This is a genomic window from Spongiibacter sp., assembly GCF_984394615.1.
This window is the reverse complement of record NZ_CFHTQA010000004.1, coordinates 25426-51401: the sequence shown is the minus strand read 5'-3', so window position 1 is coordinate 51401 and position 25976 is coordinate 25426. Positions and strand designations below refer to the sequence as shown.

At 54.5% G+C, this 25976-nt stretch carries 24 protein-coding genes; 15 read left to right on the top strand and 9 right to left on the bottom strand.

Annotation, left to right across the window (positions count from 1 at the left end; translation table 11 throughout):
• Positions 1-132: 132 nt before the first annotated feature.
• The 5 genes from AC5DB9_RS02815 to AC5DB9_RS02795 all read left to right on the top strand — a co-directional run bounded on the left by AC5DB9_RS02815 (position 133) and on the right by AC5DB9_RS02795 (position 4997).
• A complete protein-coding gene (locus tag AC5DB9_RS02815) occupies positions 133-405 on the top strand; it encodes an HU family DNA-binding protein (RefSeq protein ID WP_022957219.1) in 273 nt (90 codons plus the stop codon).
• A 112-nt stretch (positions 406-517) separates the two neighbouring features.
• Positions 518-2398, top strand: coding sequence for a SurA N-terminal domain-containing protein (locus tag AC5DB9_RS02810; protein ID WP_272994377.1), 1881 nt, complete (start codon positions 518-520; stop codon positions 2396-2398).
• Positions 2399-2476: 78 nt separating this feature from the next.
• Complete coding sequence (locus AC5DB9_RS02805; protein WP_272994375.1) at positions 2477-3247, top strand: 4'-phosphopantetheinyl transferase family protein; 771 nt, start codon at positions 2477-2479, stop codon at positions 3245-3247.
• A 21-nt stretch (positions 3248-3268) separates the two neighbouring features.
• Entirely contained in the window at positions 3269-4441 is a 1173-nt protein-coding gene (locus tag AC5DB9_RS02800) for a phosphoglycerate dehydrogenase (RefSeq protein ID WP_022957216.1), read from the top strand.
• A gap of 13 nt (positions 4442-4454) precedes the next feature.
• Positions 4455-4997 carry a DUF1285 domain-containing protein gene (locus AC5DB9_RS02795; protein WP_272994374.1) on the top strand — a complete coding sequence of 181 codons (543 nt, stop codon included), beginning with the start codon at positions 4455-4457 and terminating at the stop codon, positions 4995-4997.
• Positions 4998-5180: 183 nt separating this feature from the next.
• Here the strand turns inward: AC5DB9_RS02795 and ltrA are convergent, their stop codons facing one another.
• On the bottom strand, positions 5181-6887 hold the full coding sequence (gene ltrA, locus AC5DB9_RS02790) for a group II intron reverse transcriptase/maturase (RefSeq protein WP_272994372.1): 1707 nt from the start codon (positions 6885-6887) through the stop codon (positions 5181-5183).
• A 1120-nt stretch (positions 6888-8007) separates the two neighbouring features.
• The gene (locus AC5DB9_RS02785; RefSeq protein ID WP_272994371.1) at positions 8008-9663 is read right to left on the bottom strand and encodes an electron transfer flavoprotein-ubiquinone oxidoreductase; all 1656 of its coding nucleotides are present in this window, start codon (positions 9661-9663) and stop codon (positions 8008-8010) included.
• A 376-nt stretch (positions 9664-10039) separates the two neighbouring features.
• Here AC5DB9_RS02785 and AC5DB9_RS02780 point away from each other — a divergent pair, with 376 nt between their 5' ends.
• The 3 genes from AC5DB9_RS02780 to AC5DB9_RS02770 all read left to right on the top strand — a co-directional run bounded on the left by AC5DB9_RS02780 (position 10040) and on the right by AC5DB9_RS02770 (position 12458).
• Complete coding sequence (locus AC5DB9_RS02780; RefSeq protein WP_022957213.1) at positions 10040-10789, top strand: electron transfer flavoprotein subunit beta/FixA family protein; 750 nt, start codon at positions 10040-10042, stop codon at positions 10787-10789.
• A complete protein-coding gene (locus AC5DB9_RS02775) occupies positions 10789-11718 on the top strand; it encodes an electron transfer flavoprotein subunit alpha/FixB family protein (RefSeq protein WP_272994369.1) in 930 nt (309 codons plus the stop codon). The genes AC5DB9_RS02780 and AC5DB9_RS02775 overlap by 1 nt, the downstream gene beginning before the upstream one ends.
• A 170-nt stretch (positions 11719-11888) precedes the next feature.
• Positions 11889-12458, top strand: a complete 570-nt coding sequence (locus tag AC5DB9_RS02770) for a YceI family protein (RefSeq protein WP_272994367.1) — start codon at positions 11889-11891, stop codon at positions 12456-12458.
• A gap of 68 nt (positions 12459-12526) precedes the next feature.
• On the opposite strand, the gene AC5DB9_RS02765 is transcribed toward AC5DB9_RS02770, so the two are convergent.
• Entirely contained in the window at positions 12527-13012 is a 486-nt protein-coding gene (locus AC5DB9_RS02765) for a DUF934 domain-containing protein (protein ID WP_022957210.1), read from the bottom strand.
• Positions 13005-14648, bottom strand: a complete 1644-nt coding sequence (locus AC5DB9_RS02760; RefSeq protein WP_273009822.1) for a nitrite/sulfite reductase — start codon at positions 14646-14648, stop codon at positions 13005-13007. The genes AC5DB9_RS02765 and AC5DB9_RS02760 overlap by 8 nt, the downstream gene beginning before the upstream one ends.
• Before the next feature lie 271 nt (positions 14649-14919).
• Here AC5DB9_RS02760 and AC5DB9_RS02755 point away from each other — a divergent pair, with 271 nt between their 5' ends.
• Positions 14920-15042, top strand: a complete 123-nt coding sequence (locus tag AC5DB9_RS02755) for a hypothetical protein (protein WP_022957208.1) — start codon at positions 14920-14922, stop codon at positions 15040-15042.
• A 66-nt stretch (positions 15043-15108) separates the two neighbouring features.
• Here AC5DB9_RS02755 and AC5DB9_RS02750 read toward each other — a convergent pair whose 3' ends face one another.
• Entirely contained in the window at positions 15109-15330 is a 222-nt protein-coding gene (locus AC5DB9_RS02750) for a DUF2970 domain-containing protein (RefSeq protein ID WP_022957207.1), read from the bottom strand.
• Between the two features lie 110 nt (positions 15331-15440).
• Positions 15441-19136: a methionine synthase gene (gene metH, locus AC5DB9_RS02745; protein WP_273009824.1), complete on the bottom strand. Its 3696-nt coding sequence runs from the start codon at positions 19134-19136 to the stop codon at positions 15441-15443.
• A gap of 156 nt (positions 19137-19292) precedes the next feature.
• On the opposite strand from metH, the gene nfuA reads away from it, so the two are divergent.
• Genes nfuA through AC5DB9_RS02725 form a run of 4 tightly spaced genes read left to right on the top strand, consistent with a single transcriptional unit; the run spans position 19293 to position 21614 of the window.
• Positions 19293-19895: a Fe-S biogenesis protein NfuA gene (gene nfuA / locus AC5DB9_RS02740; RefSeq protein ID WP_272993740.1), complete on the top strand. Its 603-nt coding sequence runs from the start codon at positions 19293-19295 to the stop codon at positions 19893-19895.
• A gap of 49 nt (positions 19896-19944) precedes the next feature.
• Complete coding sequence (locus AC5DB9_RS02735) at positions 19945-20358, top strand: acyl-CoA thioesterase (protein ID WP_272993739.1); 414 nt, start codon at positions 19945-19947, stop codon at positions 20356-20358.
• Complete coding sequence (locus tag AC5DB9_RS02730; RefSeq protein WP_272993738.1) at positions 20358-20819, top strand: YchJ family protein; 462 nt, start codon at positions 20358-20360, stop codon at positions 20817-20819. Before AC5DB9_RS02735 ends, AC5DB9_RS02730 begins: the two co-directional genes overlap by 1 nt.
• Positions 20820-21614 carry an endonuclease/exonuclease/phosphatase family protein gene (locus AC5DB9_RS02725; protein WP_272993735.1) on the top strand — a complete coding sequence of 265 codons (795 nt, stop codon included), beginning with the start codon at positions 20820-20822 and terminating at the stop codon, positions 21612-21614.
• A gap of 122 nt (positions 21615-21736) precedes the next feature.
• On the opposite strand, the gene AC5DB9_RS02720 is transcribed toward AC5DB9_RS02725, so the two are convergent.
• A complete protein-coding gene (locus tag AC5DB9_RS02720; RefSeq protein ID WP_272993733.1) occupies positions 21737-22816 on the bottom strand; it encodes a 3-deoxy-7-phosphoheptulonate synthase in 1080 nt (359 codons plus the stop codon).
• A 139-nt stretch (positions 22817-22955) separates the two neighbouring features.
• Between AC5DB9_RS02720 and AC5DB9_RS02715 the strand changes: the two genes are divergently transcribed.
• On the top strand, positions 22956-23222 hold the full coding sequence (locus AC5DB9_RS02715; protein ID WP_272993731.1) for a hypothetical protein: 267 nt from the start codon (positions 22956-22958) through the stop codon (positions 23220-23222).
• Positions 23222-24532, top strand: a complete 1311-nt coding sequence (locus tag AC5DB9_RS02710; protein WP_272993728.1) for a methyltransferase domain-containing protein — start codon at positions 23222-23224, stop codon at positions 24530-24532. Before AC5DB9_RS02715 ends, AC5DB9_RS02710 begins: the two co-directional genes overlap by 1 nt.
• On the opposite strand, the gene AC5DB9_RS02705 is transcribed toward AC5DB9_RS02710, so the two are convergent.
• Both AC5DB9_RS02705 and AC5DB9_RS02700 read right to left on the bottom strand, forming a co-directional pair.
• Positions 24510-25379 carry a TIGR03619 family F420-dependent LLM class oxidoreductase gene (locus tag AC5DB9_RS02705; protein WP_272993726.1) on the bottom strand — a complete coding sequence of 290 codons (870 nt, stop codon included), beginning with the start codon at positions 25377-25379 and terminating at the stop codon, positions 24510-24512. The two genes, AC5DB9_RS02710 and AC5DB9_RS02705, sit on opposite strands and share 23 nt — an antisense overlap.
• Positions 25380-25421: 42 nt before the next feature.
• Positions 25422-25901 (bottom strand): low molecular weight protein-tyrosine-phosphatase, encoded by a 480-nt coding sequence (locus tag AC5DB9_RS02700; protein WP_022957197.1) that lies wholly within the window; start codon positions 25899-25901, stop codon positions 25422-25424.
• Positions 25902-25976 lie beyond the last annotated feature (75 nt).

The window sequence follows — 25976 nt, the reverse complement described above, 5'->3', positions numbered from 1 at the left end:
TGACCGGCCCCATGGCAGTTGGTATAAAACCCTCTCTCTGAGTCGGCAGCTACCGCGTAATTTATCGATGCGTGTAGGTTGTCACCAGCGTTGCTATACGGTTTTTCATAACAATTTGAAGGGGAAGGATAAGTGAATAAATCTGAGCTAATCGACGCTATTGCTGAGTCCGCAGACCTGTCCAAAGCGTCGGCTGGGCGTGCACTGGACGCCGCCGTCGAAGCGATCACTAATGCACTGAAATCAAACGATTCAGTATCACTGGTTGGCTTCGGAACCTTCAGTGTCAAAGAGCGTGCTGCCCGTACCGGCCGTAACCCTCAGACTGGTGCGCCGATCGAAATCGCTGCTGCGAAGATTCCTAGCTTCAAAGCGGGTAAAGCGCTGAAAGACGCCTGCAACTAAGGGCGAACAGCTTATAGCGTTAGGCAGAGCCGCCACTGAAAAGAGGGTATGCCTCTGTCGAAAGGCGCATCGAAAGATGCGCTTTTTTTATATTTAAACGGGTCCAACGTACATGCTGCAGAACATCAGGGATAACATTCAGGGAACGGCCGCGAAAGTCATCATCGCCATCATTATTGTTCCCTTTGCGCTTTTCGGAATCGACAGCCTTTTTAACACCTCATCCCAGCCGCCAGCGGCAAGCATTAATGGCGAAAAAGTCTCTGAGGCAGAATTGCAGCAGGCGATCGCGATGCAGAAGCGCCGCTTTATTTCTGTAATGGGGCAGCAATTGGATCCGGCCATGCTTGATGATGCCGTGTTGCGCAAACCCGCACTGGATACATTGATCAAGCAACAATTGTTACTTCAAGCCGCTGATGAAGCCGGTATTGAGGTTTCCGATCAGCAGCTCAATGCCGTCATTGCGGGCATGCCGCAATTTCAGGAAGATGGCCGCTTTTCTCAAGACCTGTATCAGCAAGTGTTGAGGCTGCAGGGGTACAGCGGCGCTCTGTTCAAGCAAATGTTGCGTGCTGACTTGCGCATTCAGCAGCTCTCGGCATCAGTTGCGTCCTCGGCGTTTGTTACGGACGCTGATGTTGATGATGCCGTGGCCTACCTATACGAAACACGGGGCTTCCACACGGTTACCGTGCCGTTGAGCAAGTATGAAAACCAGGTCACGGTCAGTGAAGACGAGCTGCGTGACTTTTATGATGCCAACAGTGCGCGCTTTCAGAGTCAGCCGAAAGTGAAGCTTTCCTATCTGGAATTGAACGAAGAGCAGTTTTATCAGCCAGTTTCTGAGGAGCAGGTCCAGGCCGAATACGAAAATATGGTGGCCAATCTGAACACTGAGTCAGAGCGAGAGGCTGCACATATTCTGCTTGAGATAAACGATGAGCAAAGTCGAGAACAAGCGCTCGAAAAACTGAAGGACGCAGAGGCGAAGCTGATGGCGGGGGAGTCCTTCGAGGCATTGGCAAAATCGCTGTCTGAAGACGTAGGCTCTGCTGATGATGGCGGTCGTCTCGGCTTTACCCGCGGGGACAGTTTCCCTCCTGAATTTGAAGAGGCCTTGGCCTCCCTTGAGCCAGGGCAAGTCTCAGAGCCTGTGGAAACCGAGGCGGGGTTACATCTGATTAAATTGCTGAGCATCAAAGAAGCTGACACACCAAGCCTCGACTCCATGAGATTGGAGATTACAGAGCGTCTGCGCCGCCAGAAAGCGCAGCCTGAGCTGACGGCCGCGGTAGAGACCTTGAGAGATCTGGTTTTCAACGCAGAAGATTTGAGCATGCCAGCAAAGGAGCTCGGGCTGGAGGTCAAAGAGACAGATTGGCTGACGGAAGATGCTGACAGCGAACTCTTTAGCCATGAGCGCGTCAAACAGGCGGCCTTTGACGCTGAGTTGCGCGACCAGGCGTTAAACAGCGATGTATTTGAATTGAGCCCAGAACGCTTCTTGGTTATTCATGTCGATGCTTACCAAGCGCCGGAAACTCTGCCTTTTGACGAGGTTAAGTCCGATATCAGTGCGGAGTTGAAGGCTGAGAAAGCTCAGGCGTTGGCCGTTGCTGATGCGCAGGAAATTGAGGCGGCCATGGCGGCAGGCGAGCGAGCGGAAGCCGTCGCCAAGGCGAGGGGGCTGGAATGGCAGGCATCCCAGTCTATCCGCAGAACGGACATTTCTGTTGAACAGGATCTGCGCCGCTTCGTATTCCAAATGCCATTGCCAGAGGAAAGTGGTGTGAGTGCGGCGACGCTACATCGTCAGACGGGTGATTACTTAGTGGTGCAGCTGAGAGACCATCAGGCAGGGCAGCGTGCTGCGCTGGACGCAGAGACACTTGCGAGCGTACGTCGCAGCATGAATCAAAATGCTGCGTCAAAGGCTTTCGCTAGCTATTTTAATATTTTGTGGAACACCGCAGAAATCAGTATCAACTGAGAGGGGGCGCAGCAGCGCCCTTGATTCTGCTCTTAAGAGAACCGGGTGCGTGATTTTCGGCCCGGCAAGGACATAATAATGACGACAACGCGTGAATTCAGGCGTTTGTCTGCCGGCCAGGTTGATATCTGGTGCTGTGCGACCGATGATCCCCGCATTAAACCCAAGCTACAACATTACATGCAGTGGCTGTCTCCTGATGAGCAGGAGGAATACGAGCAGCGCCAGCATGCCGGCCAGGCCGAGGACTATTTGGCGAGCCGAGCGTTTTTGCGCTGTGTGCTCGCAGAGTATGTTGATATGGCGCCTGAAGCCTTGCAATTCGAGGTTAACCGCTATGGTAAGCCGAGCCTCGCCGGGCATCAGCATAATTTAAGCTTTAATGCTGCCCATACCCACGGATTGACGCTGTGTGCTGTCACCAATGGCGTCGATGTTGGTGTTGATGTCGAGTTTCAGACCGACAGCCAGGGAATGTTGGATGCAGCGGATGATTACCTTTCCGACACCGAAATGGCGGCTCTCAAAGAGATCGAGGTTGAAGGGCGCCTGACCGCCTTTTTCCGCTTCTGGACGTTAAAGGAGGCCTATCTCAAGGCGCGTGGTGAGGGGCTGTCTATTCCGCTACACGATTTCTCCGTGCTGTTAGATGGCATGCAGGTTAAGCGCCTGGATGCCGATGATGCAGGGCGCTGGGATTTGCGCCTGTTGGCCCAGGATGACGATTTCACTGCGGCTCTGGTAGTTGCGGGAAAAATTAATAATATCAATGCGTTTCGCTGCATTCCAAAAGTGGAGTGTAAAGAGCTGGCGTCGCTGCAGGAGATTCTGCCCGGCACGGCCCGTTAAGTGAAACGAGAAGGAGGAAGTGTGTACAAAATTCTTACCTTGAACCAGATTTCTGTCAAAGGCCTGGAGCGTCTGCCCAGAGAGCAATACGAGATCGCCAGCGAATTCAGCTCGCCAGATGCCATTTTGCTGCGCAGTCATAAATTGCAGAATGCTGATATTCCCGAATCGGTAAAAGCCATCGCGCGCGCCGGGGCGGGGACCAACAATGTTCCTGTTGCCGAATGTACGCAGCGTGGCATTCCCGTCTTTAACAGCCCGGGTGCCAACGCAAATGCGGTAAAAGAGCTGGTGATTTCCGGCCTCACGCTGGGCTCGCGGGGCATTCTTGAAGGTATTGCCTATGTCGATACGTTGGGCGACATGAAGGATGGTGCTGAGCTTGCCAAGCTGCTTGAAAAGGAAAAGAAGCGCTTCAAAGGTAATGAATTGCAGGGGCGCACGCTAGGTATTGTTGGCCTGGGCGCCATTGGCTCTATGATTGCCCGAGCAGCGCTGGATCTTGGCATGCAGGTGATTGGCTATGATCCTGCGCTGTCCGTCGATGCCGCTTGGCGACTGCCCAGCGCGGTGCAAAAAATGGAGAATATTGGCAGCCTGTTCGCCAAGGCAGACTTCATCACGCTGCATTTGCCGGTCTTCGATTCAACTCGAGGCATGGTTAACGCCGATCTGCTGGGCAATTGCCGCCCAGGGACCTGTCTGCTCAATTTTGCGCGGGAAGAAATCGTCAATATCGATGCGGTCGTAGAAGCCCTAAACGCCGGGCGCCTGCGTAAATTTATCACCGACTTCCCAACGCCTGAGCTGATTGGTCGCAACGACGTGATTCTCATGCCGCATATTGGTGCCAGCACTGACGAGGCCGAAGAGAACTGCGCCATCATGGCGGCGAATCAATTGGACGACTTTTTGCGTAACGGCAACATCAGCAATTCTGTGAACTTTCCGGCGTTGTACCTGGAGCGCAGTGGCGAGTGTCGACTGGCGGTTGCCAACCACAATGTGCCCAAGATTCTGGGCAGTATTCTCGGCATTCTCTCCGATGCAAACATCAATATCGTTGATATGCTAAACAAGAGCCGCGATGAAATTGCCTACAATCTTATTGATCTCGCCAGTGATGTTGGCGAGGAGTTGCTGGAGCAAATTGCGGCGCTGGAAGGAGTGATCAACGTCCGCTTGATTCGCTGAGCAGGAGGTGGCTATGTCGGCGCTGGACAGCATTGAGAAACTACTGAGTGAGCAGAAGGGACGCCCGCCGCTCGACAAGTGGCATCCGGAATTCAGTGGCGATATCGATATTCGTATCACGGCCGACGGACGATGGTTTCATGAAGGCGGGGAGATCAAGCGTCAAGAGTTGGTATGTCTCTTCTCGTCTATTCTTCGCCGTGAGGACGACGGGCAGTATTACCTGGTGACGCCTGTCGAAAAGTGGCGGCTGATTGTCGATGATCTGCCGCTCATCGTCGTTGATACGGAAATCGAAAATCAAGGTACTCCTGAGCAGCGTGTAGCGGTAAAAACCAATGTTAATCGCTGGTATGCGATTGCTGCTGAACACCCATTAATCGTGACCGAAGATGAAACCTCTGGAGAGCCGCAACCCAGCGTCATGACGGAATATGGCTTGGCGGCGAGGGTAAATCGCGCTTCGTTCTATCGTCTGGTGGAGATGGCGGAACAAGAAGATGGGAAGCTGATTTTGGCTTCCTCAGGCAGTAACTTTGAGTTGGGGAGCTGCTGATCGATTCTCGCTGTTGCCAGTCATGACGATGGGTGGCTGAAGCATTGATGTGTCATCAATAGTCGTGCAAAAAAAGGGCAGCGTAAGCTGCCCTTTTGGGTTGTCGGGTAGCCGGGGCGCATTACTGCGCCCCAGCCCCCTAAGAACCGTACGTGCGAGTTTCCCCGCATACGGCTCAAGCCTCTACGAAGCCTCCAAAGAGGCCGGTTTCACAACTGAGAGGTGTTGATGATGAACCTGGTTATGACAGGTCGGGTGGAGAAGTACCAAGTTAGCCAGATTGTCACTGCCGCCATCGACCCTGCGGGTCAAATGGTGTTCATGCCAGCCTGTTTCATGGGAAATAGGTTGATTGCAAACTACGCACCGCCCCGATTGCTGCATATATAGAGAATTTACGCGTCGGCGATATTGCAGGGAATCCTGCATTCGCGTCTGCCTCAATTCCTCAAAATACAGCTCCCAGTCAGGATCAAAGGGATTGGCATCCGCCTTGATCTTGATGTGCCGCTTGATTCGAGTGTCCGTTGCATATATCAACTTAACCCGTTTCTCAGTTCCCGTTACATCAACAGTATCGTCAGCGAACGTCCACGCTCGGTTACCAATGTGTCGCCAGTACCGCTTGGCAATCCATCGCTTACCTTTTTTTGCGTGTCGCCGACGCGCCCAGCGCCATAGAGCTTGCCAGAGTTGCGCATCCACTCGCGTGAATGCGTCGCTGGCCACCTGATGCTTGTGGTAATTGACCCAGCCACGAATGACTGGGTTCAACTGCCAGATGAGGTGTGCTTGTCTGGCACCATTGTAGCTCTTGATAATACTTCGGCATTTCGTAAGAAACGCCTTGGTATTTTTCTCGGACGGTTTGATGAGCAATTTGCCCCCGTACTTGCGTGCGTTCCATCCTAGAAAATCAAAGCCACGGTCGATGTGGGTAACATGCGTTTTTTCAGCGGATAGTGTCAGGCCGCGAACGGCCAGAAATTTCTCCACCAGCGGTTTGACCTCCGTTTCCAGCAGCTCTTTCGAGGTGCCGGTAATAATGAAGTCATCCGCGTAACGCACTAGCCCCACTTTGTGCTTCCGCAGTTTCTTGCTGCCCTTTGCACCGAAGTGCTCGGCCAACAATGCTTCCAGACCGTCGAGCGCCATATTGGCGAGCGTAGGGGAGATGATGCCACCTTGCGGTGTACCTTCAACCGTTTCCCACACTCTACCCATATCCACCACTCCGGCTTTCAGCCACTTACGTAAAACACGTTTGTCCATCTGGACGTTATCAACCAGCCATTGATGGTCGATGTGGTCAAAGCAGCCTTTAATATCGGCTTCCAATATCCACTGCGGGGAGCCTTTCTTACGCAAGAGCATGTAGCACTGCATAATGGCATCTGCCGTGGAGCGTTCCGGTCTGAACCCATAGGAGTTCGGATCGGCACGGGTTTCCGATACCGGTTGCAATGCAAGTAGAAACAGCGCCTGCATTGCCCGGTCGCGCATGGTAGGAATGCCCAGAAGGCGCTCTTTCCCATTCGCTTTAGGAATCCGTACTCGCCGCAAGGGCAGGGCACGGTATCCCCGGCACTTCAATTGACCCACCGCCCGCCGTTTGGCCTCGGGCGTAGACCACAGCACACCATCAACTCCCGGTGTGCGGCGGCCCTGGTTCTCAGTCACTCGTCGCACGGCTAATGCGCGGCCGCAAAACGAGCGGGTCAAGAATCGTTGCAGGGCTTTCACCCGGCGCCAATCCTCTTCCTGTGTTGCCTTGGCGATGCGAATCTGTATCCCTCGAACAGTTCGGTTCACGTGTCCCCAGTTAATCTGGTGCCAGTGTTCCGGTCTGCCGGAGACCGCAGATTCCGCTATTGGCGAAACGCTAGTCATGCTAATCTCCTTCTCGTAATTGGAAGGAGTTCGGAACTCGGCTCGGTGAGGAGCCGAACAACAGTTCGAACTCCTGACCGATTTTTACCCTAAGATGTAAATCGGAATTGGCGGCCCTTCCGGGCTGCCTTTTCTTTTCTACGTCCCGGTAGAGGGTTATCCAGATCTCTCGCCATGAGAGACCAGATGGAAGTGGGCACAGCTTTCGCTGCCCGCCATGTTTCAGGCGGGTATCCCTGCCATTACAGCAGAGCCTTCGCTTTTTCCATCCTCCCTTACCCGCAGTCGCAACAGATTGCCTTGCGACGCTCCTGCCTCAATGAGGCGCAACTACGGGCTTACCGAGTTCCACGTTGATGACACGGAAGGGGTAGGTGCTGTCTCTTCGCCGGTGGTGCTTAGGGTGACGTATCCCGAATGTAAAGCGGAATAACCAACCACATACCTTTTGGTGAGAGCCTATCAGTAGCTTTGGCTCTTTCCTCTATAACGACGTTTATCAACAGTTCACTTACGTTCACCTTACCTTCCAGCCTAGCCCCTCAACCGCCTTGCTACTGGCAGTCTCTGCATGCCGCCTCACGGAGACAGTACACCGCTTGCGCGGGGGTACATTGTCAGGGCGCTTCACACAACTCCGTTACCAGAGATGCGCTGCCCCTAGGCTACGATTGGTCACACAATCGGTCGTCTGCTGACTGAGAAATAACTGATAAGACAGTCATCGTGGTCAGATCGACAATCATCAACGCAGCTTTACATGCTTGCATCGACAACCGTTTAGAAGCTTTGCCGTTACCGGTTTAGCTCGCTCAACGGTTTGGTTGGAAATGCAATTTCTGCTTTTCCTCCCTTGTCTACTCCAACCCCGACCCTGTTCTTCAGGGAAGATTTTACTGAGGTGCGTATGCAACCCCAGTAATACCAGGGTTGCAGGGTTCTCAACGGCACCGACTCGGACTTGCTAAGTCGTACCACCGTTGAACCTGTTTCGTGAGTACCGGAAAACCTCTCCACCTCACTTGACAGGGGTTGAAGGGCAGCCTGAGCTGCTCTTCGATACTGTAAAATGCTATTTAAATCAGCATCTTACAGCGCGCAAGCGCGACTCTCGTCGCACTTACATGTTGGGGTAATTGGGGCCGCCCAGGCCCTCAGGCGTTACCCAGACAATGTTCTGAGCCGGATCCTTGATGTCACAGGTTTTGCAGTGAACGCAGTTCTGGCCGTTGATCTGGAAGCGCGCTGTGCCGCTCTCATCCTCAACTACCTCGTAAACACCGGCCGGGCAGTAGCGCTGAGCAGGCTCGGCGTATTTCGGCAGGTTTTCGCGAATTGGCAGCTCTGGGTCTTTCAGGGTCAAGTGACAGGGCTGATCTTCCTCGTGGTTGGTATTCGACAGGAATACCGAGCTGAGGCGGTCAAAACTGATTTTGTTGTCAGGTTTTGGGTACTCGATTTTCTTGCAGCTGTCAGCGGGTTTCATCTGCGCGTAATCCGCATGATCGTCGCGCATTGTCCACGGGAGTTTGCCGTTGAAGATATTGATATCAACGAAGGCGTACGCCGAGCCGATGAAGTTGCCCCATTTGTGTTGTGCAGGACCAAAGTTACGCTGCGCGTAGAGTTCGTCATACAGCCAGGAGTTTTCGAAGGCGGTGGTGTACTCGGTCAGCTCTTCGCCGGATTTACTGTCGGCCGTCAAGGCCTTGTGAACCACTTCCGCAGCGATCATGCCCGATTTCATTGCAGTGTGGCTGCCTTTAATCTTGGCGAAATTCAGTGTGCCGGCGTCACAGCCGATCAGCAGGCCGCCTGGGAAGGTCATTTTGGGCAGAGACTGAAGACCGCCTTTGGAGATGGCCCGAGCGCCGTATGAAACACGCTCGCCCCCTTCAAGGTACTGTTTGATAACGGGGTGTTGCTTGAAGCGTTGGAACTCTTCGAAGGGCGACAACCAGGGGTTGTCATAGCACAGATCGGTGATCAGGCCGATAGAAATTTGGTTGTCTTCGATGTGGTAGAGGAAGCTACCACCAAAGGCACCATTTTCTGAAAGCGGCCAGCCAGTGGCGTGAATAACTTTGCCTTCTTCGTGTTTGGCTGGATCGATTTTCCACAGTTCTTTGATCCCAATGCCATAGTGTTGGGGATCTTTGCCCGCACTCAGGTCGAATTTCTCAATCAGCCGCTTACCCAAGTGGCCGCGGCAACCTTCCGAGAACAGAGTATATTTGGCGTGCAGCTCCATGCCGGGCATGTAGCTGTCTTTCTGGCTTCCGTCGGCAGCAATACCCATGTCGCCGGTCACAATACCCTTAACGCTGCCATCTTCGTTATAAAGTACATCAGAAGCGGCAAAGCCGGGGTAGATTTCTGCTCCCATGCCTTCTGCTTGCTCTGCCAGCCAGCGGCAGAGGTTGCCGAGACTGATGATGTAGTTGCCTTCATTGTGCATGGTCTTGGGGACGGCGAAACCCGGTACTTTGGTCGCCTTTTCCGCACTGGTCATGTAGTAGATGTCGTCGCCAGTGACCGCAGTGTTCAACGGTGCGCCCATCTCTTTCCAGTTGGGAAACAGCTCGTTCAGAGCCGTGGGCTCGAAGACCGCGCCCGAAAGGATGTGGGCGCCGACTTCGGAGCCTTTTTCTACTACACACACGCTGATGTCTTGGCCGGTGCTTTCGCTCAGTTGGCGAATTTTACAGGCCGCAGCCAGACCCGCAGGACCAGCGCCGACGATCAGGACGTCAAACTCCATCGATTCGCGTTCCACAGTCTCTCTCCTTTAATACCAAGTTCAGCGCAGCCCTTATAGTCTGAGCCTTTGGGCGCCGTCAAAAGGCGAAATTATAGGGGGATGCGCTTGGAAAGGCTACAAGTGTGCAGTGGCTTTACGTGCATAGAGGAGGGCAGAGTCCGGCGCTGTTCGCTGTTCTTGCCGTTTTTTGGGTTATAAAAGCATCAAATTCAATGTCGTTAATTCTCATTATTCAGGCGGTGAATAGGCCGGTTTGGTTGACCTCGCGGGGCAATGGCGTCAATATAACGGCGCTTTTTATAAGGGGCTTCGTCTGGACGGATCGATTTTTCAATCCGCAGCGTAAGGACGTTAGCTATTTCCATTCATTTACGCGTTTACTGGGGAATCCATGAAGGTTCTTGTTGCTGTCAAACGAGTCGTTGACTACAACGTCAAAGTGCGTCCCAAGTCGGATGGTACTGGCGTTGATCTGAATAATGTCAAAATGGCGATCAATCCATTCTGTGAAATCGCTGTTGAAGAAGCTGTGCGCCTGAAAGAGAAAGGCGTCGCTACTGAAATCGTCGCTGTATCGATCGGCCCCAAAGTGGCCCAAGAGCAAATTCGTACTGCGTTGGCGCTGGGCGCTGACCGCGGCATTTTGGTCGAAACCGATGAAGACGTTCAGCCTCTGGGCATTGCCAAAGTACTGAAGGCGGTTGTTGATAAAGAGCAGCCTCAGCTGGTCATCATGGGCAAGCAGGCCATTGACGGTGACAACAACCAGACTGGTCAGATGCTGGCCGCGTTGGCTGGTATGGGTCAGGGGACATTCGCTTCAGAAGTTGCGGTTGATGGCGACAGCGTTGCAGTCACTCGCGAAATCGATGGTGGTCTGCAGACAGTGAAACTGAAACTGCCCGCAGTGGTGACTACAGACTTGCGTCTGAACGAACCCCGTTATGCTTCACTGCCGAATATCATGAAAGCCAAGAAAAAGCCGCTGGATACTCTGACTCCTGACGAGCTGGGCATCGATGTAACGCCACGTGTTAAAACACTGAAAGTTGAGCCGCCGGCAGAGCGTCAGGCAGGCATCAAGGTGGCCGACGTTGCTGAACTGGTTGAAAAACTGAAAAACGAGGCGAAGGTAATCTAATGAGCATTCTTGTTATTGCAGAACACGATAACGCCTCTATCAATGGGGCAACCCTGAACACCGTGACAGCGGCAAAAGCGATCGGCGGTGATATCGCCGTATTGGTTGCCGGTGAAGGCTGTGGTGCTGCAGCGGAAGCTGCAGCGAAAATCGACGGCGTGAGCAAGGTTCTGGTGGCTGATAATGCTGCCTACGGTCATCAACTGGCTGAGAACGTTGCGCTGTTGGTTGCCGAGCTGGGCAAGGACTACGGTTACATTCTGGCTCCTGCGACCAGCAATGGTAAGAACACGCTGCCGCGTGCAGCAGCTCTGCTGGATGTTGCACAAATCTCTGAGATTATCGCTGTAGAAAGCGCTGACACGTTCAAGCGTCCCATCTACGCGGGTAATGTTATCGCAACGGTGCAGTCTTCTGATCCGATCAAGGTGATCACTGTACGTGCAACCGCTTTTGATGCCGCCGCAGCTGAAGGTGGTTCTGCGGCTGTTGAAGCCGTAGCCAGTGCCCAAGACGCAGCGATTTCGAGCTTCGATAAAGAAGAGCTGGCTAAGAGCGATCGTCCTGACCTGACTGCTGCCGACATCGTTGTCTCTGGCGGACGCGGTATGCAGAACGGCGATAACTTCAGCATGCTGTACTCGCTGGCTGACAAGCTGGGTGCCGCAGTGGGTGCTTCTCGTGCCGCTGTTGACGCAGGCTTTGTACCCAACGATATGCAAGTCGGTCAAACCGGCAAGATCGTTGCTCCCGGGCTGTATATTGCCGTGGGCATTTCCGGTGCCATCCAGCACCTTGCAGGCATGAAAGACTCCAAAGTCATTGTTGCCATCAACAAGGACGAAGATGCTCCCATCTTCCAGGTCGCCGACTACGGGCTGGTTGCCGATTTGTTTGATGCACTGCCTGAGCTGGAAAGCGCGATTTAAGCAGCTGTATCGCATTACGCTTTGAGCGTATGAGAAGCCCGGTCATTTGGCCGGGCTTTTTTATGCGCAGGACATCTGCAAAGAGCAGCCATTCTTTGTAAGATGGTCGGTAATTTTTTGGGATTATATTGTCCAACAATGCGAGTTCATCAAGAAAGGAGTGTGTGGTAATGAAAAAGCTCTTCCGTGCGGCAGCGCTGGCTTTGGCTGCCAGTGGCTTGAATGCCCTGGAAATGGATAGCAGTCGCTCGACACTGAACATCACCAGTGTCAAGAATGACCGTTTTGCAGAATTGTTTACCTTTAAAAAGGTGGCTGGCAGTATCGATGACGCGAGCGGTAAAGCAACCATAGAGATTGCCCTAGACAGCATTAACAGCGGCATCGAAATCCGTGATGAGCGCATGCGCAAATACCTGTTCGATACCGCGCAGTATAAAACGGCGAATTTCGTGGCTGATGTCGATCTCGAGTCGGTGAGCGCACTGAAAGCGGGTGAGCAACAGGCAGTAGAGTTGAAAGGGGAGTTGACCTTGAATGGTAATACCGTCCCCATGATATTTCAGACGCAGGTGACGCGATTGAGCGGCGGTGAGTTGAGCGTCGCGACGGTCACTCCTGGTTTTATTGATGTGACTCGACACAAGTTGGCACCGGGTATCGGCAAGCTGCGCAGTCTCGCCGGTTTGAATAACATTTCTCTGGCTGTACCCGTGACTTTTTCGGTGATTTTTAAATAACTCGCGAATGTCACCAAAGACAAAAAAGCCCGCTAAAAGCGGGCTTTTTTGTGGGGATCGAGCTGCTGTCAGGCGCGTCTGCGAAATAGCGGTCGCGGTTGATCGATAGACGGCTGATAGCTTTCGGTAAAATCATTGAAGCTGGCCAATGCGGCTTCCAGTTCTTCGCTGGGCAGCGCGTAACTGCTGAAGCCACAGCGTTGCATGTAGAAAAGCTGGTCTCGCATAAAATCGCCAATGGCGCGAATTTCGCCCTGATAGTGACGCTGTTCCCGGAGCTCGCGTGCATAACTGAAGCCCCGGCCATCCATGAATTTGGGGAAATCGACGGCAATAAAGGCCGCTTTTTCCAGGTCGTCATCGCTCAGGGCTTTCGGAGACTCGTCGCTGGCGAGAAACAATGCTACAGGCCCTTTGGCCAGCAGGGCATCACGCTGTGCCTGCCAGAGGGCGAGCGGAACAATAACATGGGCACTGTCCGGCAGAGAGTCGCTGTCGCGCCACACTTGCCAGTTGTCCTCGACGATCTGGCCCTGCTTAATGATATTAGGCATATACACGCTCCTTGAAGGGCTCCAGGCCAATGCGATTGAAAGTGTCGAGAAAGTCCTCGTCGGGCTGGCGACGCTCTACGTAGCAGTTCAGAATTTTCTCGATAACGTCGGGAATATCTTCCTGTGCAAAAGATGGCCCCAGAATTTTACCCAGTGACGCGTTTAACCCTTGGCTACCGCCGAGGGAAACCTGATAAAACTCTTGCCCTTTCTTATCAACACCGAGAATGCCAATGTTGCCGATATGGTGATGGCCGCAGGCATTCATACAGCCTGAAATATTCAGTTCGATCTCGCCAAGATCATAGAGGTAATCCAGATCGTCGAAGCGACGCTGAATCGCTTCTGCAATCGGAATAGATTTCGCGTTGGCTAGCGAACAAAAATCCCCACCTGGGCAGCAGATAATATCATTCATCGTGCCCACAGTGGGGCTGGCCAGCTCTAGGCTCTCCAGCCGCTGCCACAGAGAGAAAAGCTGCTTCTGCTGTACATCTGGCAACACCATATTTTGCTGATGAGTGCTTCGCGCCTCGCCGAAGCCATATTCTTCAGCCAGATTCGCAACAGCCACGAATTGTTCTGCGGTAATGTCACCAGGCGCTACGCCGGTGGTTTTCAGTGATAGGGTAACGATCGCGTAGCCGTCTTGCTTATGCGCGTGCACGTTGTGCGCAAGCCAACGGGCAAACGCCGGGCTCTCAAGAGCGACAGCCTGAAGATCCTCATTCTGCAGCGCTAGGTAATCGGGTGCCGTGAAAAACGACTTGGCGCGCGCGACTTCTTCCTCGGGCAGGCTCAGCTGACCGTCCTTGATGAAGGCCCATTCTTCTTCCACTTTCGCCTTGAAGGCATCAGCGCCCATGGCGCGAACAAGAATCTTGATTCGCGCTTTGAACTTGTTGTCCCGGCGCCCGAGTTGGTTGTAGACCCGGACGATGGCTTCCAGGTATGTCAGCAGGTGCTGTGGGGGGAGGGCGTCATGAATCACGCTGCCAATCACCGGGGTGCGACCCAAGCCGCCGCCCACGATCACTTTGAATGCGGTGTTGCCCTCGGGATCCTTAACAATTTGCAGGCCGATATCGTGCACCATCACCGCTGCACGGTCCTGTTCGGAACCACACACGGCAATTTTGAATTTGCGGGGCAGGAAGGCAAACTCGGGGTGGAACGTTGACCACTGGCGAATGATTTCACACCAGGGGCGCGCATCTTCCACCTCGTCTGCAGCGACGCCTGAGAACTGGTCAGCAGTCACGTTGCGAATACAGTTGCCGCTGGTCTGAATGGCGTGCATATCGACCTCGAGTAGCTCTTCGAGAATGTCGGGAACTTCTTCGAGTTTTGGCCAGTTCAGCTGAATATTCTGCCGCGTGCTGATGTGCGCGTAGCCTTTGTCGTAATGGCGGCAAATATGCGCCAGTTTGCGCAACTGTTGGCTGTTGAGCGTGCCGTAGGGAACCGCGATGCGCAGCATGGGGGCCAGGCGTTGAACGTAAAGGCCGTTTTGGAGGCGCAGCGGCAGAAACTGCTCATCGCTGATTTTACCTGCCAGGTAGCGTTCGGTTTGGTCCCGGTATTGGGCGACACGCTGGCTGACAATTTGCCGGTCGTACTGGTCGTAGGCGTACATAAAGCGTTGAAATCTCTCGCGTTAAATCGGTCTTGTAGGGCTCGGAAGCCCGGCGATACCGGCGGAGAACTCTGCCGGAGGGCTTAATAGCAATCTGGCGCGAATCTTAAAATGTTATCGGTTATATCGCTAATGCTTTTTGCGGATAAGGCTTATACGTCTGGCCGATTATCATTTAGTGGATTTCGTTATCCAGAAACTTGTTATAATGCGCCGTCTTTGTCTGCCGGAATAATCCGGTATTTTATTCCGATAATCTTTTGAGGTTGCTATGTCTGACAACAATCAAGAAGCGCGTGAGGACAGTTTTGCTGATGCTTGCGCCGCCGTTGCGATCCTGACCATTGTGGTCGGTACTGTGGTTTACTGGCTTCACGGCATGCCTGGCTATTAAGAGCCGGTGACGGTTGCAATAAAAAAGGCTGCCTCGGCAGCCTTTTTTATTGCTCGAGAAATGGGGTCAGCCAGCGCTTTTCAGCACCATCTGCACCACACTGAAGACGACCACGATAAACACCATCACGAAGCCCACGGCCGCAATCACGTAATTGCGAAAGCGGCCGTGCTGAAAATCGCGCTCACGGTTGCGGCTGCTCTGCACACCAAATGCTGCAGAAATTACACTACCGACAACCTGCAGCGGGCCGGGTTTTTTCTCGTCTTTTTTGTCGGGGTCTGTCATTTCATGTCCTTAACCAGTCAGCCCATCTTACCGTTTGCATAATAGCCTTGCCGAGTCCGCCAAGGCTAAGTGCTTTTCCCGCATAGCCTTAGCGGACTTTCCGCGATGCCTCAGGGATCGTAATCCAGAATGGGAGATAGCCAGCGTTCCATGGTCGCCATTTCCATGCCCTTTCGTTTGGCAAGATCGGCGACCTGATCTTTGGCTACACGTCCCACCGCAAAGTAGCGCGAATCGGGGTGCGAATAATAAAAGCCGCTGACGGCGGCGGCGGGGAACATGGCCAGGTGCTCGGTAAGGCTGATTCCCGTTGCGTTGGTGGCATCAAGCAGCTCAAAAAGGGTACTTTTTTCGGTGTGGTCCGGGCAGGCCGGGTAGCCCGGAGCGGGGCGAATACCGCGATAGGCCTCTTTGATTAATTCCTCGTTACTCAGTGATTCATCTGTCGCGTAAGGCCAGAATTCCTTGCGTACGCGCAGGTGCATATGCTCCGCGAAGGATTCCGCCAGGCGATCCGCCAGCGCTTTGACCATAATGGCGCTGTAGTCGTCATTGGCGGCCTCGTACTCTTGGGCGAGTTCGTCGGCGCCGATGCCGGTGGTCACCGCAAAGCCGCCAATATAATCCTTAACGCCACTGCCTTCCGGCGCAATGTAATCAGCCAGGCTCATTTGCGGTTTGTTGTCGGCCTTTTCTGCCTGCTGACGCAGGTGGTGAAGGATATTGATTTCCTCGCCCTGTTCATTGAAGACGGCAATATCATCTCTGCCACGACGCTGCGCGGGCCAGAAGCCAATAACGGCATTGGCGTGAATCCGCTTTTCGTTGATCAGCTTGTCGAGCATTTGCTGGGCGTCGTTAAACAGGTTCTGAGCGGCTTCGCCGACTTTTTCGTCGTTGAGGATTTTGGGGTATTTGCCCGCCAGCCCCCAGGAGATGAAGAAGGGCGTCCAGTCGATGGTTTCACGCAGTTTTTCCAAGGGATAATCAGTGAACACGCGGGTGCCAAGGAAGGCTGGCGTCGGTGGCTGATAATCAGCCCAGTCGATATTGAGGCCGCGGCTGCATGCCGTCGGGTAGTCGAGCAGTCGGGTTTTACGCTGATTACCCTCGCGGCGCGCGCGAACGCGCTCGTACTCATCGCGTCGTTCTGCCACGAAATTGGCTTTCATGTCGCGGCTGATAAGTTGTGTCGCTACCGCGACACTGCGAGAGGCATCGGGAACGTAAACGGCAACGTCGTTTTGGTATTTCGGCTCAATTTTTACTGCGGTGTGAGCCTTCGATGTTGTGGCACCGCCTATCATCAGCGGTACCTGAAAGTTCAGGCGTTGCATCTCACTGGCAACGTGCACCATTTCGTCCAATGACGGGGTGATCAGCCCGCTTAGGCCGATAATGTCGACATCTTCGGCCTTGGCTGTCTCCAGGATCTTGTCGCAGGGCACCATAACGCCCAGGTCGATAACCTCAAAGTTATTGCACTGGAGCACAACGCCAACAATATTTTTGCCGATATCGTGGACATCGCCTTTCACCGTGGCCATCAGCACCTTGCCGTTGGCCTTGGCACCGACTTCTTTCTGGGCTTCGATATAGGGGTTCAGGTACGCAACGGCCTGCTTCATCACGCGGGCAGATTTCACCACCTGAGGCAGGAACATTTTGCCGTCGCCAAACAGGTCGCCGACCACGTTCATGCCGTCCATCAGCGGCCCTTCGATCACGTCAATGGGACGGGCTGCCTCCTGACGTGCTGCTTCGGCATCTTCCTCGATAAAGGTGGAAATACCTTTCACCAGAGAATGCTCAATACGTTTGGCAACGGGTAATTCGCGCCAGCTTAGGTCTTCTTTCTGAGTGCTGCCTTTGCCGTCACCGCGATATTTCTCGGCGATATCCAGCAGGCGCTCTGTTCCGTCATCGCGCCGGTTGAGTACCACGTCTTCGACGGCATCGCGCAACTCAGCGGGGAGGTCGTCGTAGATGGCGAGCTGGCCAGCATTGACGATACCCATATCCATGCCAGCTTTAATGGCGTGGTAGAGGAATACAGAGTGGATGGCCTCTCTGACGGGGTTATTGCCCCGGAACGAGAACGACACGTTGGAGACCCCTCCGGACACCATCGCATGAGGCAGTTCACGCTTGATGTAGGCGGTGGCCTCGATGAAGTCGACGGCATAGTTGTTGTGCTCTTCTATGCCCGTGGCAACGGCGAAGATATTGGGGTCGAAAATAATGTCCTGGGGCGGAAAGCCGATCTCGTTGACCAGAATGTCATAGGAGCGCTTACAGATTTCGGCCTTGCGGGCGAAGGTGTCGGCCTGGCCGGTTTCGTCAAAAGCCATTACCACGACGGCCGCACCGAACTTCATGCACTGGCTTGCGCGCTCGCGGAATTCCTCTTCGCCTTCTTTCAGAGAGATCGAGTTCACAACCGGCTTGCCTTGAATACACTTCAGTCCGGCTTCGATGACGTCCCATTTCGACGAGTCGACCATGATCGGCACACGGGAAATATCCGGCTCAGAGGCAATCAGATTAAGGAAGGTGACCATGGCTTCCTTGGCATCCAGCATGCCTTCGTCCATGTTCACGTCGATGATCTGGGCACCATTCTCCACTTGCTGTCGGGCTACCGACAGGGCTTCGTCGTAATTGCCCTCGAGAATCAGGCGCTTGAATATTGCGGAGCCGGTGACATTACAGCGCTCGCCGACATTGACGAACAAGCTGTCGGCGCTGATATTGAAAGGCTCAAGCCCCGACAGGCGGCAGGCGACTGGGAGTTCGGGCAAGGGGCGCGGCGCGATGCCTTCGACGGCTTTAGCGATCGCTTCGATATGTCCCGGTGTGGTGCCACAGCAACCGCCGACCAGATTCAGAAAGCCCCGCTGAGCGAAATCGCGAAGCTCGTCATGCATGTCGGCGGGGGTTTCATCGTACTCGCCGAACTCATTGGGCAGGCCCGCATTGAAATGGCCGCTGAAATAGCATTCCGCAGCTTCAGAAAGTTCTTCAACAAACGGTCGTATCTCACTGAATCGACGACCACAGTTGGTGCCAACAATCAGCGGCTTGGCATGGGAAATACTGTTCCAGAAGGCACTGGGCGTCTGGCCGGACAAGGTACGCCCGCTGGTGTCCGGAAAGGTCACCGAAATCATGATGGGCAGTTCAATGCTCTGATCTTCGAAATACTGCAGAACCGCGTAGACGGCGGCTTTGGCATTCAGGCTGTCGAAGATGGTTTCAATCAGCAGCAGGTCTACGCCACCGTTCACCAGTCCGCGCACGGCGGCATAGTAATCCTCAACCAGCTTGTCGAAGGTGATGTTTCTGGCGCCCGGATCGTTTACGTCCGGGGAGATGGATGCCGTCCGCGGGGTGGGGCCGATCACCCCCGCCACAAAACGCGGCTTGGCGGGGTTCTTTGCAGTTTCTGCATCCGCCATCTCGCGAGCGAGGCGAGCGCCGGCCAGGTTCAACTCTTCGGCAATCTCGCCCAGTTGGTAATCGTCCTGCGCCACGGCGGTGGAATTGAAGGTATTGGTCTCGATGATATCGGCACCGACATCCAGAAACGCCTGATGAATGTCGCGGATCAAATCGGGGCGGGTGAGGGTGAGCAGGTCGTTATTGCCGCGCAGATCGAGGTGGTAGTCGGCAAAGCGCTCGCCGCGGTAGGCGGCTTCCTCCAGTTTGTATTCTTGAATCATGCTCCCCATGGCCCCATCTATTACCAAGATGCGGTCTTTTAAGGCGGCCTTTAGGGCGTCGGGGCGAGGGGTTGAAGGCTTCATGAATATCCTGATGCGTAAATAGCGTGTTAACGCCCCGAGGCTGTGGCCGGTAGGGGCTTCGTGTTAAACTGCGGAATTCTATCAGATACTCTGCTGCGCATAGAAATTCATCGTGTGAGTTTTCCCGTCAGTGCGCAGTGTCAGAATGAGGTGAACATGACAACAGAGCAAGCCAAGGTTAACTTAACGATTACTGAGTCTGCCCAAGGCTATCTTGCTGAGTTGCTTTCCAAACAGGACGATGTCGTCGGCGTTCGGGTATTTATCACCCAGCCAGGCACTCCCAAGGCTGAGACCTGTATTGCCTATTGTCGGGACGGCGATGCCAAAGAGGACGACGTGGTGGTGCCCTATGAGGGTTTTGAAGCCTATTTCGAGCTGCGCAGCGTCCCGTTCCTCGACGAAGCACTGATTGATTACGCCAAAGACCGTATGGGTGGTCAATTGACCATCAAAGCACCGAATGCCCGGCTGCCCCGTGTTGACGCCAACAGCCCAATGGAAGACCGCGTGAACTATGTGCTCTACAACGAGGTGAACCCTTCGCTGGCCGCCCACGGTGGCGAAGTCTCGCTGCTGGAAATCACCGCTGACAATTATGCCGTCTTGAAATTCGGCGGTGGTTGCCAGGGTTGCGGCATGGTTGACGTGACCCTCAAAGAAGGGGTCGAGAAAACACTGCTGGAGAACATCCCGGAGCTGGCAGGTGTGCGCGACACGACTGACCACAGCAATACTGATAACGCGTATTTCAAGTAAGCCTGCAGTTTCTCGCGGCATCGCGCCGCGTTGAAGAAGGATTTACCCCATGATTCAGCTTCCCTACACGCGCACCCGGATTCAGGTGCGCTTTTCTGACCTCGATTTCCTTGGGCACGTTTCTAACAGTGTCTACGCGCAGTACTTTGACTTGGCGCGTATCGATTTTTTCACAGAGGTGGAAAAGCTCTCGCCGGCACCTCACAACGTGGTTGCCAGTGTGAAAATGGATATGTTGCATGAAATTCGCTTTGACCATGAAGTGGTCGTCGATAGCTGGTGCAGCCGGGTTGGCAACAAGAGCATGACGATAGAGCATCATATCTACGCCAATGGCGAGTGTGCCACGACATGCAGCACGATCATTGTGGGCTTTGACAGAAAGACCCGGGCGGCGATTGCTTTGCCGGATAGCTGGCAGCCCACCGACTCCTCAAAGATTCCACCTCCGCCCGCGCGCTGATGCTCAATGCGGATTGTCCCTGCGGCGGCGGTGAGCTCTATGCCGATTGCTGCCGCCTGTTGCATCAGCAGCCGTCCCGCGAGGCCACCGCAGAGCAGGTAATGCGCTCGCGTTACAGTGCTTATGTACTCAGAGATATCGCGTATCTGCGCGAGTCATGGCATCCCAAGACGCTCAGCGCGGCGCCAAAGCCGGGCGAGGCGCTGGAGACTGAGTGGTTGGGGCTGCGTGTTCTCGATCATCGTGAGAACAGCGACGGCGATGCAGACGTCGAGTTTGTGGCATTTTTCCTTGATGGGGGAAAAATCCAGCAACTCCGGGAGCGTTCCCGTTTCGAACGTGTCGATGGGGTGTGGCGCTATGTTGATGGCCGCTTTTTGCCGCCCGTCAAATTGTCCCGCAACGATCCCTGCTGCTGTGGCAGTGGCCGTAAACAGAAGAAATGCCATCCGGAGTGTTGAATGTCTGTTCCTCTGCGTATCCTTTCCTACAATGTTCACAAAGGGTTTAACGCCGATAACCGGCGGTTTTTGCTAGAGGAAATCCGCGAAGGGATACGCCGCGTCAACGCAGATATTGTGTTTCTTCAGGAGGTAGTGGGACAAAACCGTCAGAATGCCCAGAAGCACAGTAATTGGGTTGATGCGGGACAGTTTGAGTATCTCGCGGATAGCGTCTGGAGCCACTATGCCTATGGTCGGAACGCTGTGTACCAGCATGGCCACCACGGCAATGCCATACTGAGCAAATACCCGATTATTGCCGTCGACAATGTCGATATTTCCGTAATGCGCCGCTCTCAGCGGGGGCTGCTTTTCGCTAAAATCGCGCCCGGCGTGCAGCTCGTCTGCGCTCATATGGGATTGTTTGCCTGGGAGAGACGGCGACAGCTCAAGCGGCTTGACGAGCAGTTGAATGATCGCGTCAGCGGGGATGATGCGCTGATCATTGCGGGTGATTTCAATGACTGGCACCAGCGATTGCACCGGCGCTTTTTAAACCTCGATCTGAAAGAGGCGTTCTGCGAGCAATATGGACGACCAGTGAAAAGCTTCCCATCGAAGAGGCCGCTGTTGCCGCTGGATCGGGTATATTTTAGAGGATTGACCTTACGCCATGCCCAGTTGTTACATGGCGAACCTTGGGAGTCACTGTCGGACCACTGTGCGCTGTACGCGGAGTTTGAACTGCCCGGTGAACTGAATGCGGCTGGGGGGGTTAAAGTGAATGCCCCCAGAATAAAAAAGCCCCGGTAAACCGGGGCAAACAGCCATAGATGGTGTAGAAGCACTAAGCTTTACGCGCGGATCTCCCATCTGGATCTTTTAGAAACAAAAAAGGCGCCAAAAGGCGCCTTTTTATATTACACACCGCAATGTCAGACATTGCGCTTGCGTTTGGGCAGGACATCCCGAAGCTTGTCACGCATATCGCGCAGGGCCACTTCCGTTTCTTCCCAGCCGATACAGCCGTCGGTTACTGATACGCCGTACTCCAGCTCAGATAGATCTGCCGGAATTTTCTGGTTACCGGGGCGAATATTGCTTTCGACCATCAACCCGACAATCGAGGCGTTGCCTTCAATCACCTGGTTGGTCACATTCTCGATCACCAGCGGCTGCAGCTCTGGCTGCTTGTTGGAGTTCGCATGGCTGCAATCCACCATGATGTTTTGCGGATAACCGGCCTTGTCAAGTGCAGCCTCACAAAGTTTGATGTGTACCGAGTCGTAATTCGGGCCGGTGCTGCCGCCGCGCAGTACGACATGTACATAGCGGTTGCCACGGGTGTGGATAACCGCAACCTGGCCTTCGCCATTAATCCCCAGAAAACGGTGAGGCTTCACGGCCGAACCGATCGCGTTCATGGCTACATCCAGGTTGCCGTCCGTGCCATTTTTAAAGCCAACTGCGGAGGAGAGGCCGCTGGCCATTTCCCGGTGGGTTTGAGACTCCGTCGTGCGGGCGCCGATGGCGGACCAGGAAATACAGTCCTGCAGATACTGCGGCGAAATCGGGTCCAGTGCCTCGGTCGAGGTAGGCAGTCCCAACTCGGTGATGTCCAGTAGCAGCTTGCGGCCGATATGCAGCCCATCTTCGATTTTGAAGGTGTCATTCAGATAGGGGTCGTTAATCAGCCCCTTCCAGCCGACCGTCGTGCGAGGCTTTTCAAAATAGACACGCATGATGATAACCAGCGTATCTTGCAACTCGTCTGCCAGCGCTTTTAAACGCTGGGCATAGTCCATCGCCAGTTCCGTATCGTGGATAGAGCAGGGGCCCACCACGATAAACATACGGTGGTCTTTGCCATCGAGGATGTTGCGCACGGTTTCACGACCTTCAGCCACGACAGCTTTGGCTTTGTCACTCATGGGCAGAGCGGCTTTCAGTCGCGCAGGAGTAATCAGCACTTCCTGTGCGGCAACGTTTAGGTTTTCAATAACGGTTTCTGGCATAAAACTTCCGGATTCTGTTCCGCTGCAATCGCAATAGAGCCTGATATTCTAACCGAAAAAGACCGCAATAAAATATCAAGGCGGCGCCTCTGGCGCTAAAATACGCGGATTTCCAGCGAACCGGGCATCGAGACGCACAATGAAGCGAACAACCCTATTGGCCATTGGCCTGTTATCCGCTGTCGGCCTTTGGGCGGCTGAGCCCGACGATGCCGACGTCGGCTCAGTAGTGCGTCTGTCTCCGGTGGTGAGAGAACAGCCGCACAATGCCATCAGTGATATGCCCTGTGACTCCCTGGCTGAGGTGAGGGCGGAGTCCGAATTTGAGCAGCGGCAGCTACGCGAACGTCAGCAGCAGTGCTTGCAGGCTTACCGGCAGTTTATCCCGGCGACAGGACTGCGTTGATGGCGAAAATATTCAAGCCTGGAAAGCCGGACAAGCGACGTGCCAAACCCCGGACGCCGCCGCAGAAGATCGAGACATTATCCATTGAACGTCTGGCGGATGATGGCCGAGGCGTAGCGTATCACGGTGGAAAAGTCGTATTTGTGGCCAACGCGCTGCCGGGAGAGCGCATCAATGTGCGCTTACTGCGTCAACAGAAGCGCTTCGATGAGGCACTGGCGGTGGAGATTCTCGATGCCTCACCCAGCCGTCGGCCGGTGGCCTGTGCTCACGCTGGTGATTGTGGTGGCTGCCAGTTACAGCACCTGGAGCTCGCGGCTCAGCGGAGCTACAAGCGCGATCGCCTGCAAGCCGCAATGGATGCGCAGCATGCGAATGTTGAGGTTACGCTGCTGGCGGGTGAGGGCGTGGGCTACCGCCACCGGGCAAGGCTTTCCTACCGCGCCGGTCACTTGGGTTTTCGTGCCGCGGCCAGCCATCACCTGGTGGATGTTGAGGCCTGTCCTGTACTGGAATCTGTGCTGGAGCGTGCGGTGATGGCAGCGCGTCCATTACTTCTGAGTACGCTTAAAAACCTGAAAACGGCGGAATTGCATTTCGCCTGCGATGACGACGGGCGTGTTGGGCTCGCCCTGACGCTTCCGCAGGAGGTGGACACTGACTGGTGTGAGGCACTGAAAGTCGCCTTGCAGCCGCTAGAGCTTCATAGCGTTTCCAGTAATCAGGCGCACTGGAACGGTGGCTTTCCAACGCTGCGTTACGGTGGCGAGCTGGGTGTCAGTTTTGTACCGGGGGACTTCACGCAGGCCAACCGCCCCCTGAACACCGAAATGATTGAGCAGGCGATTACCTGGTTGGCTCCACACGCTGGCGAGCAGATTGTGGATTATTTCTGTGGCTTGGGGAATTTCAGCTTCGCATTGGCCCACAGCGGGGCCCATGTGCTGGGGCTGGATATGGGGGACGCGATGCTCGAGCGCGCCTCGGCAAGGGCGGACGCACTGGGGCTTAGCATTGAGTTTGCCAGGGCTGATTTGTTTGACAGTGAGAATATTGTGCTGCGCGGTGCCGCCAAGGTCTTGCTTGATCCGCCGCGCGCCGGAGCCAAAGCCCTGTGTGAAGCACTGGCCACGTCGAAAGAGCTGCAATCGCTGGTTTATGTGTCTTGTGATCCAGCCAGTCTGGCCAGAGACCTCAGCATCCTCTGTGAGGGCGGGTTTCACATTCGTGAGGCGGTGGCGGTGGATATGTTCCCTCATACCCACCACCTGGAGTCTATGGTCTGGCTCAGTCGTCCATCTGCTGGATAATATCCTCAGCATAGCGCAGCACGCCGTCCCGCTTTTTCGCCGGGTCGTCGGTATTGCCATGGTAGAAAGGCCAGGGCTGGGTGAGGATATGCGTCACGCCGTGATCCTCAAGGTGCCGGTAGCCATCCGGCGTAAAAGCGTCGGAGGGCGTCGCCATCACCGAGAATGGCGTGTTCTCAAGTCCCAGTTCCCGTCGGCACTGTTTGATGAAATCCAGACATTCAATGATCTCGGCGCTGGTCTGAAGGTCGCTGACCCAGCCATCACAGCGTGCAGCGCGGCGCATCGCCGCCTTGCTGATACCGCCGACCCAGATTGGCGGAATTTCGCTGGGCGCAGGATTCATCTCCAGAGGGTCAAACTGATAAAACTCACCGCGATAGCTCACCATTTTACCGGTCCACAGCAGCGGCAGAATCTCCAGAATTTCGTCTGTGCGTTTGCCGCGCGTGTGAAAATCCTGCTGAAGAAGCCCGAACTCATCTTTAGACCAACCCACACCGATAGCCGGAATCACTCGGTTATTGGAGACAATCGCGGCAGTGCTGATGGCTTTGGCAACGAGAAACGGGTTGCGCATCGGCAATACAAAGATGTTGTTGGTGAACTTCAAGCGCTCGGTCACGGCGGCGAGTGCACCAGTCATGACCCAAGGGTCTGGCCAGTCGGTGAAAGGTGCCCAGCGACGCGAGCCGTCGTCGGTATAGGGGTAATCGTGGCTGAGCGTTTCGGGATTGACGACGTGGTCTGAGAACGACATCGCTTCCCAGCCGCTCTGATCCGCGGCTACCGCCAGCTCACGCAATTCGTGAAGCGGACAAAACGAAGAAGATAGAACAAATTTCATGGTGCACCTGTTGTTATTGTTGGTCGTGATGCGGGAGTCGAATTACAGCGAATGTTGCTCCCGAATGTAATGGAGGAGGCCATCTGCTGCTTTTTCCAAGCTGCGGATAACCGTATCAAACTGGTCGGCCTTGCCATAAAAGGGATCTGGAATCTGCCGGTTGCCACCGTGGTGACAGTAATCGAGGAAGAGCTTGATCTCGCCGTCGAAATTCTTCGGCGCCCAAGCCATCACATTGCCCAGATTGTTGCGATCCATCGCGATAAGATAGCTGCCCCGATGGTAATCATCGTCGTCGATCTGCCGGGCGATCTGCTGGCTGATGTCATAGCCCGCTTTGGCGGCGGCAGAGACGGAACGCGGGTCGGGTGATTTGCCGATATTAAAGGCGGCGGTGCCACAGGAATCGACCGTTATGCGCTGATCGAGCCCGGCATCGCTGACTTTTTTCTCAAAAATTCCCTGAGCGGCGGGAGAGCGGCAGATATTACCGAGGCAGACAAATACAACATGGATGGTCATGGCAAACTTCAATCTGTGCGTGAATAAGCGACGCGCTGGAGGCTATCACGGGGGGTGTTGGCCTGCCATCACCCG

Bases quoted from the DNA above. Each gene is read 5' to 3' on its own strand.
- AC5DB9_RS02810 (WP_272994377.1), top strand. From the start codon at position 518: ATGCTGCAGAACATCAGGGATAACATTCAGGGAACGGCCGCGAAAGTC.
- AC5DB9_RS02805 (WP_272994375.1), top strand. From the start codon at position 2,477: ATGACGACAACGCGTGAATTCAGGCGTTTGTCTGCCGGCCAGGTTGAT.
- AC5DB9_RS02795 (WP_272994374.1), top strand. From the start codon at position 4,455: ATGTCGGCGCTGGACAGCATTGAGAAACTACTGAGTGAGCAGAAGGGA.
- ltrA (WP_272994372.1), bottom strand. From the start codon at position 6,887: ATGACTAGCGTTTCGCCAATAGCGGAATCTGCGGTCTCCGGCAGACCG.
- AC5DB9_RS02780 (WP_022957213.1), top strand. From the start codon at position 10,040: ATGAAGGTTCTTGTTGCTGTCAAACGAGTCGTTGACTACAACGTCAAA.
- AC5DB9_RS02775 (WP_272994369.1), top strand. From the start codon at position 10,789: ATGAGCATTCTTGTTATTGCAGAACACGATAACGCCTCTATCAATGGG.
- AC5DB9_RS02770 (WP_272994367.1), top strand. From the start codon at position 11,889: ATGAAAAAGCTCTTCCGTGCGGCAGCGCTGGCTTTGGCTGCCAGTGGC.
- AC5DB9_RS02765 (WP_022957210.1), bottom strand. From the start codon at position 13,012: ATGCCTAATATCATTAAGCAGGGCCAGATCGTCGAGGACAACTGGCAA.
- AC5DB9_RS02760 (WP_273009822.1), bottom strand. From the start codon at position 14,648: ATGTACGCCTACGACCAGTACGACCGGCAAATTGTCAGCCAGCGTGTC.
- AC5DB9_RS02755 (WP_022957208.1), top strand. From the start codon at position 14,920: ATGTCTGACAACAATCAAGAAGCGCGTGAGGACAGTTTTGCTGATGCT.
- AC5DB9_RS02750 (WP_022957207.1), bottom strand. From the start codon at position 15,330: ATGACAGACCCCGACAAAAAAGACGAGAAAAAACCCGGCCCGCTGCAG.
- metH (WP_273009824.1), bottom strand. From the start codon at position 19,136: ATGAAGCCTTCAACCCCTCGCCCCGACGCCCTAAAGGCCGCCTTAAAA.
- nfuA (WP_272993740.1), top strand. From the start codon at position 19,293: ATGACAACAGAGCAAGCCAAGGTTAACTTAACGATTACTGAGTCTGCC.
- AC5DB9_RS02735 (WP_272993739.1), top strand. From the start codon at position 19,945: ATGATTCAGCTTCCCTACACGCGCACCCGGATTCAGGTGCGCTTTTCT.
- AC5DB9_RS02730 (WP_272993738.1), top strand. From the start codon at position 20,358: ATGCTCAATGCGGATTGTCCCTGCGGCGGCGGTGAGCTCTATGCCGAT.
- AC5DB9_RS02725 (WP_272993735.1), top strand. From the start codon at position 20,820: ATGTCTGTTCCTCTGCGTATCCTTTCCTACAATGTTCACAAAGGGTTT.
- AC5DB9_RS02720 (WP_272993733.1), bottom strand. From the start codon at position 22,816: ATGCCAGAAACCGTTATTGAAAACCTAAACGTTGCCGCACAGGAAGTG.
- AC5DB9_RS02715 (WP_272993731.1), top strand. From the start codon at position 22,956: ATGAAGCGAACAACCCTATTGGCCATTGGCCTGTTATCCGCTGTCGGC.
- AC5DB9_RS02710 (WP_272993728.1), top strand. From the start codon at position 23,222: ATGGCGAAAATATTCAAGCCTGGAAAGCCGGACAAGCGACGTGCCAAA.
- AC5DB9_RS02705 (WP_272993726.1), bottom strand. From the start codon at position 25,379: ATGAAATTTGTTCTATCTTCTTCGTTTTGTCCGCTTCACGAATTGCGT.
- AC5DB9_RS02700 (WP_022957197.1), bottom strand. From the start codon at position 25,901: ATGACCATCCATGTTGTATTTGTCTGCCTCGGTAATATCTGCCGCTCT.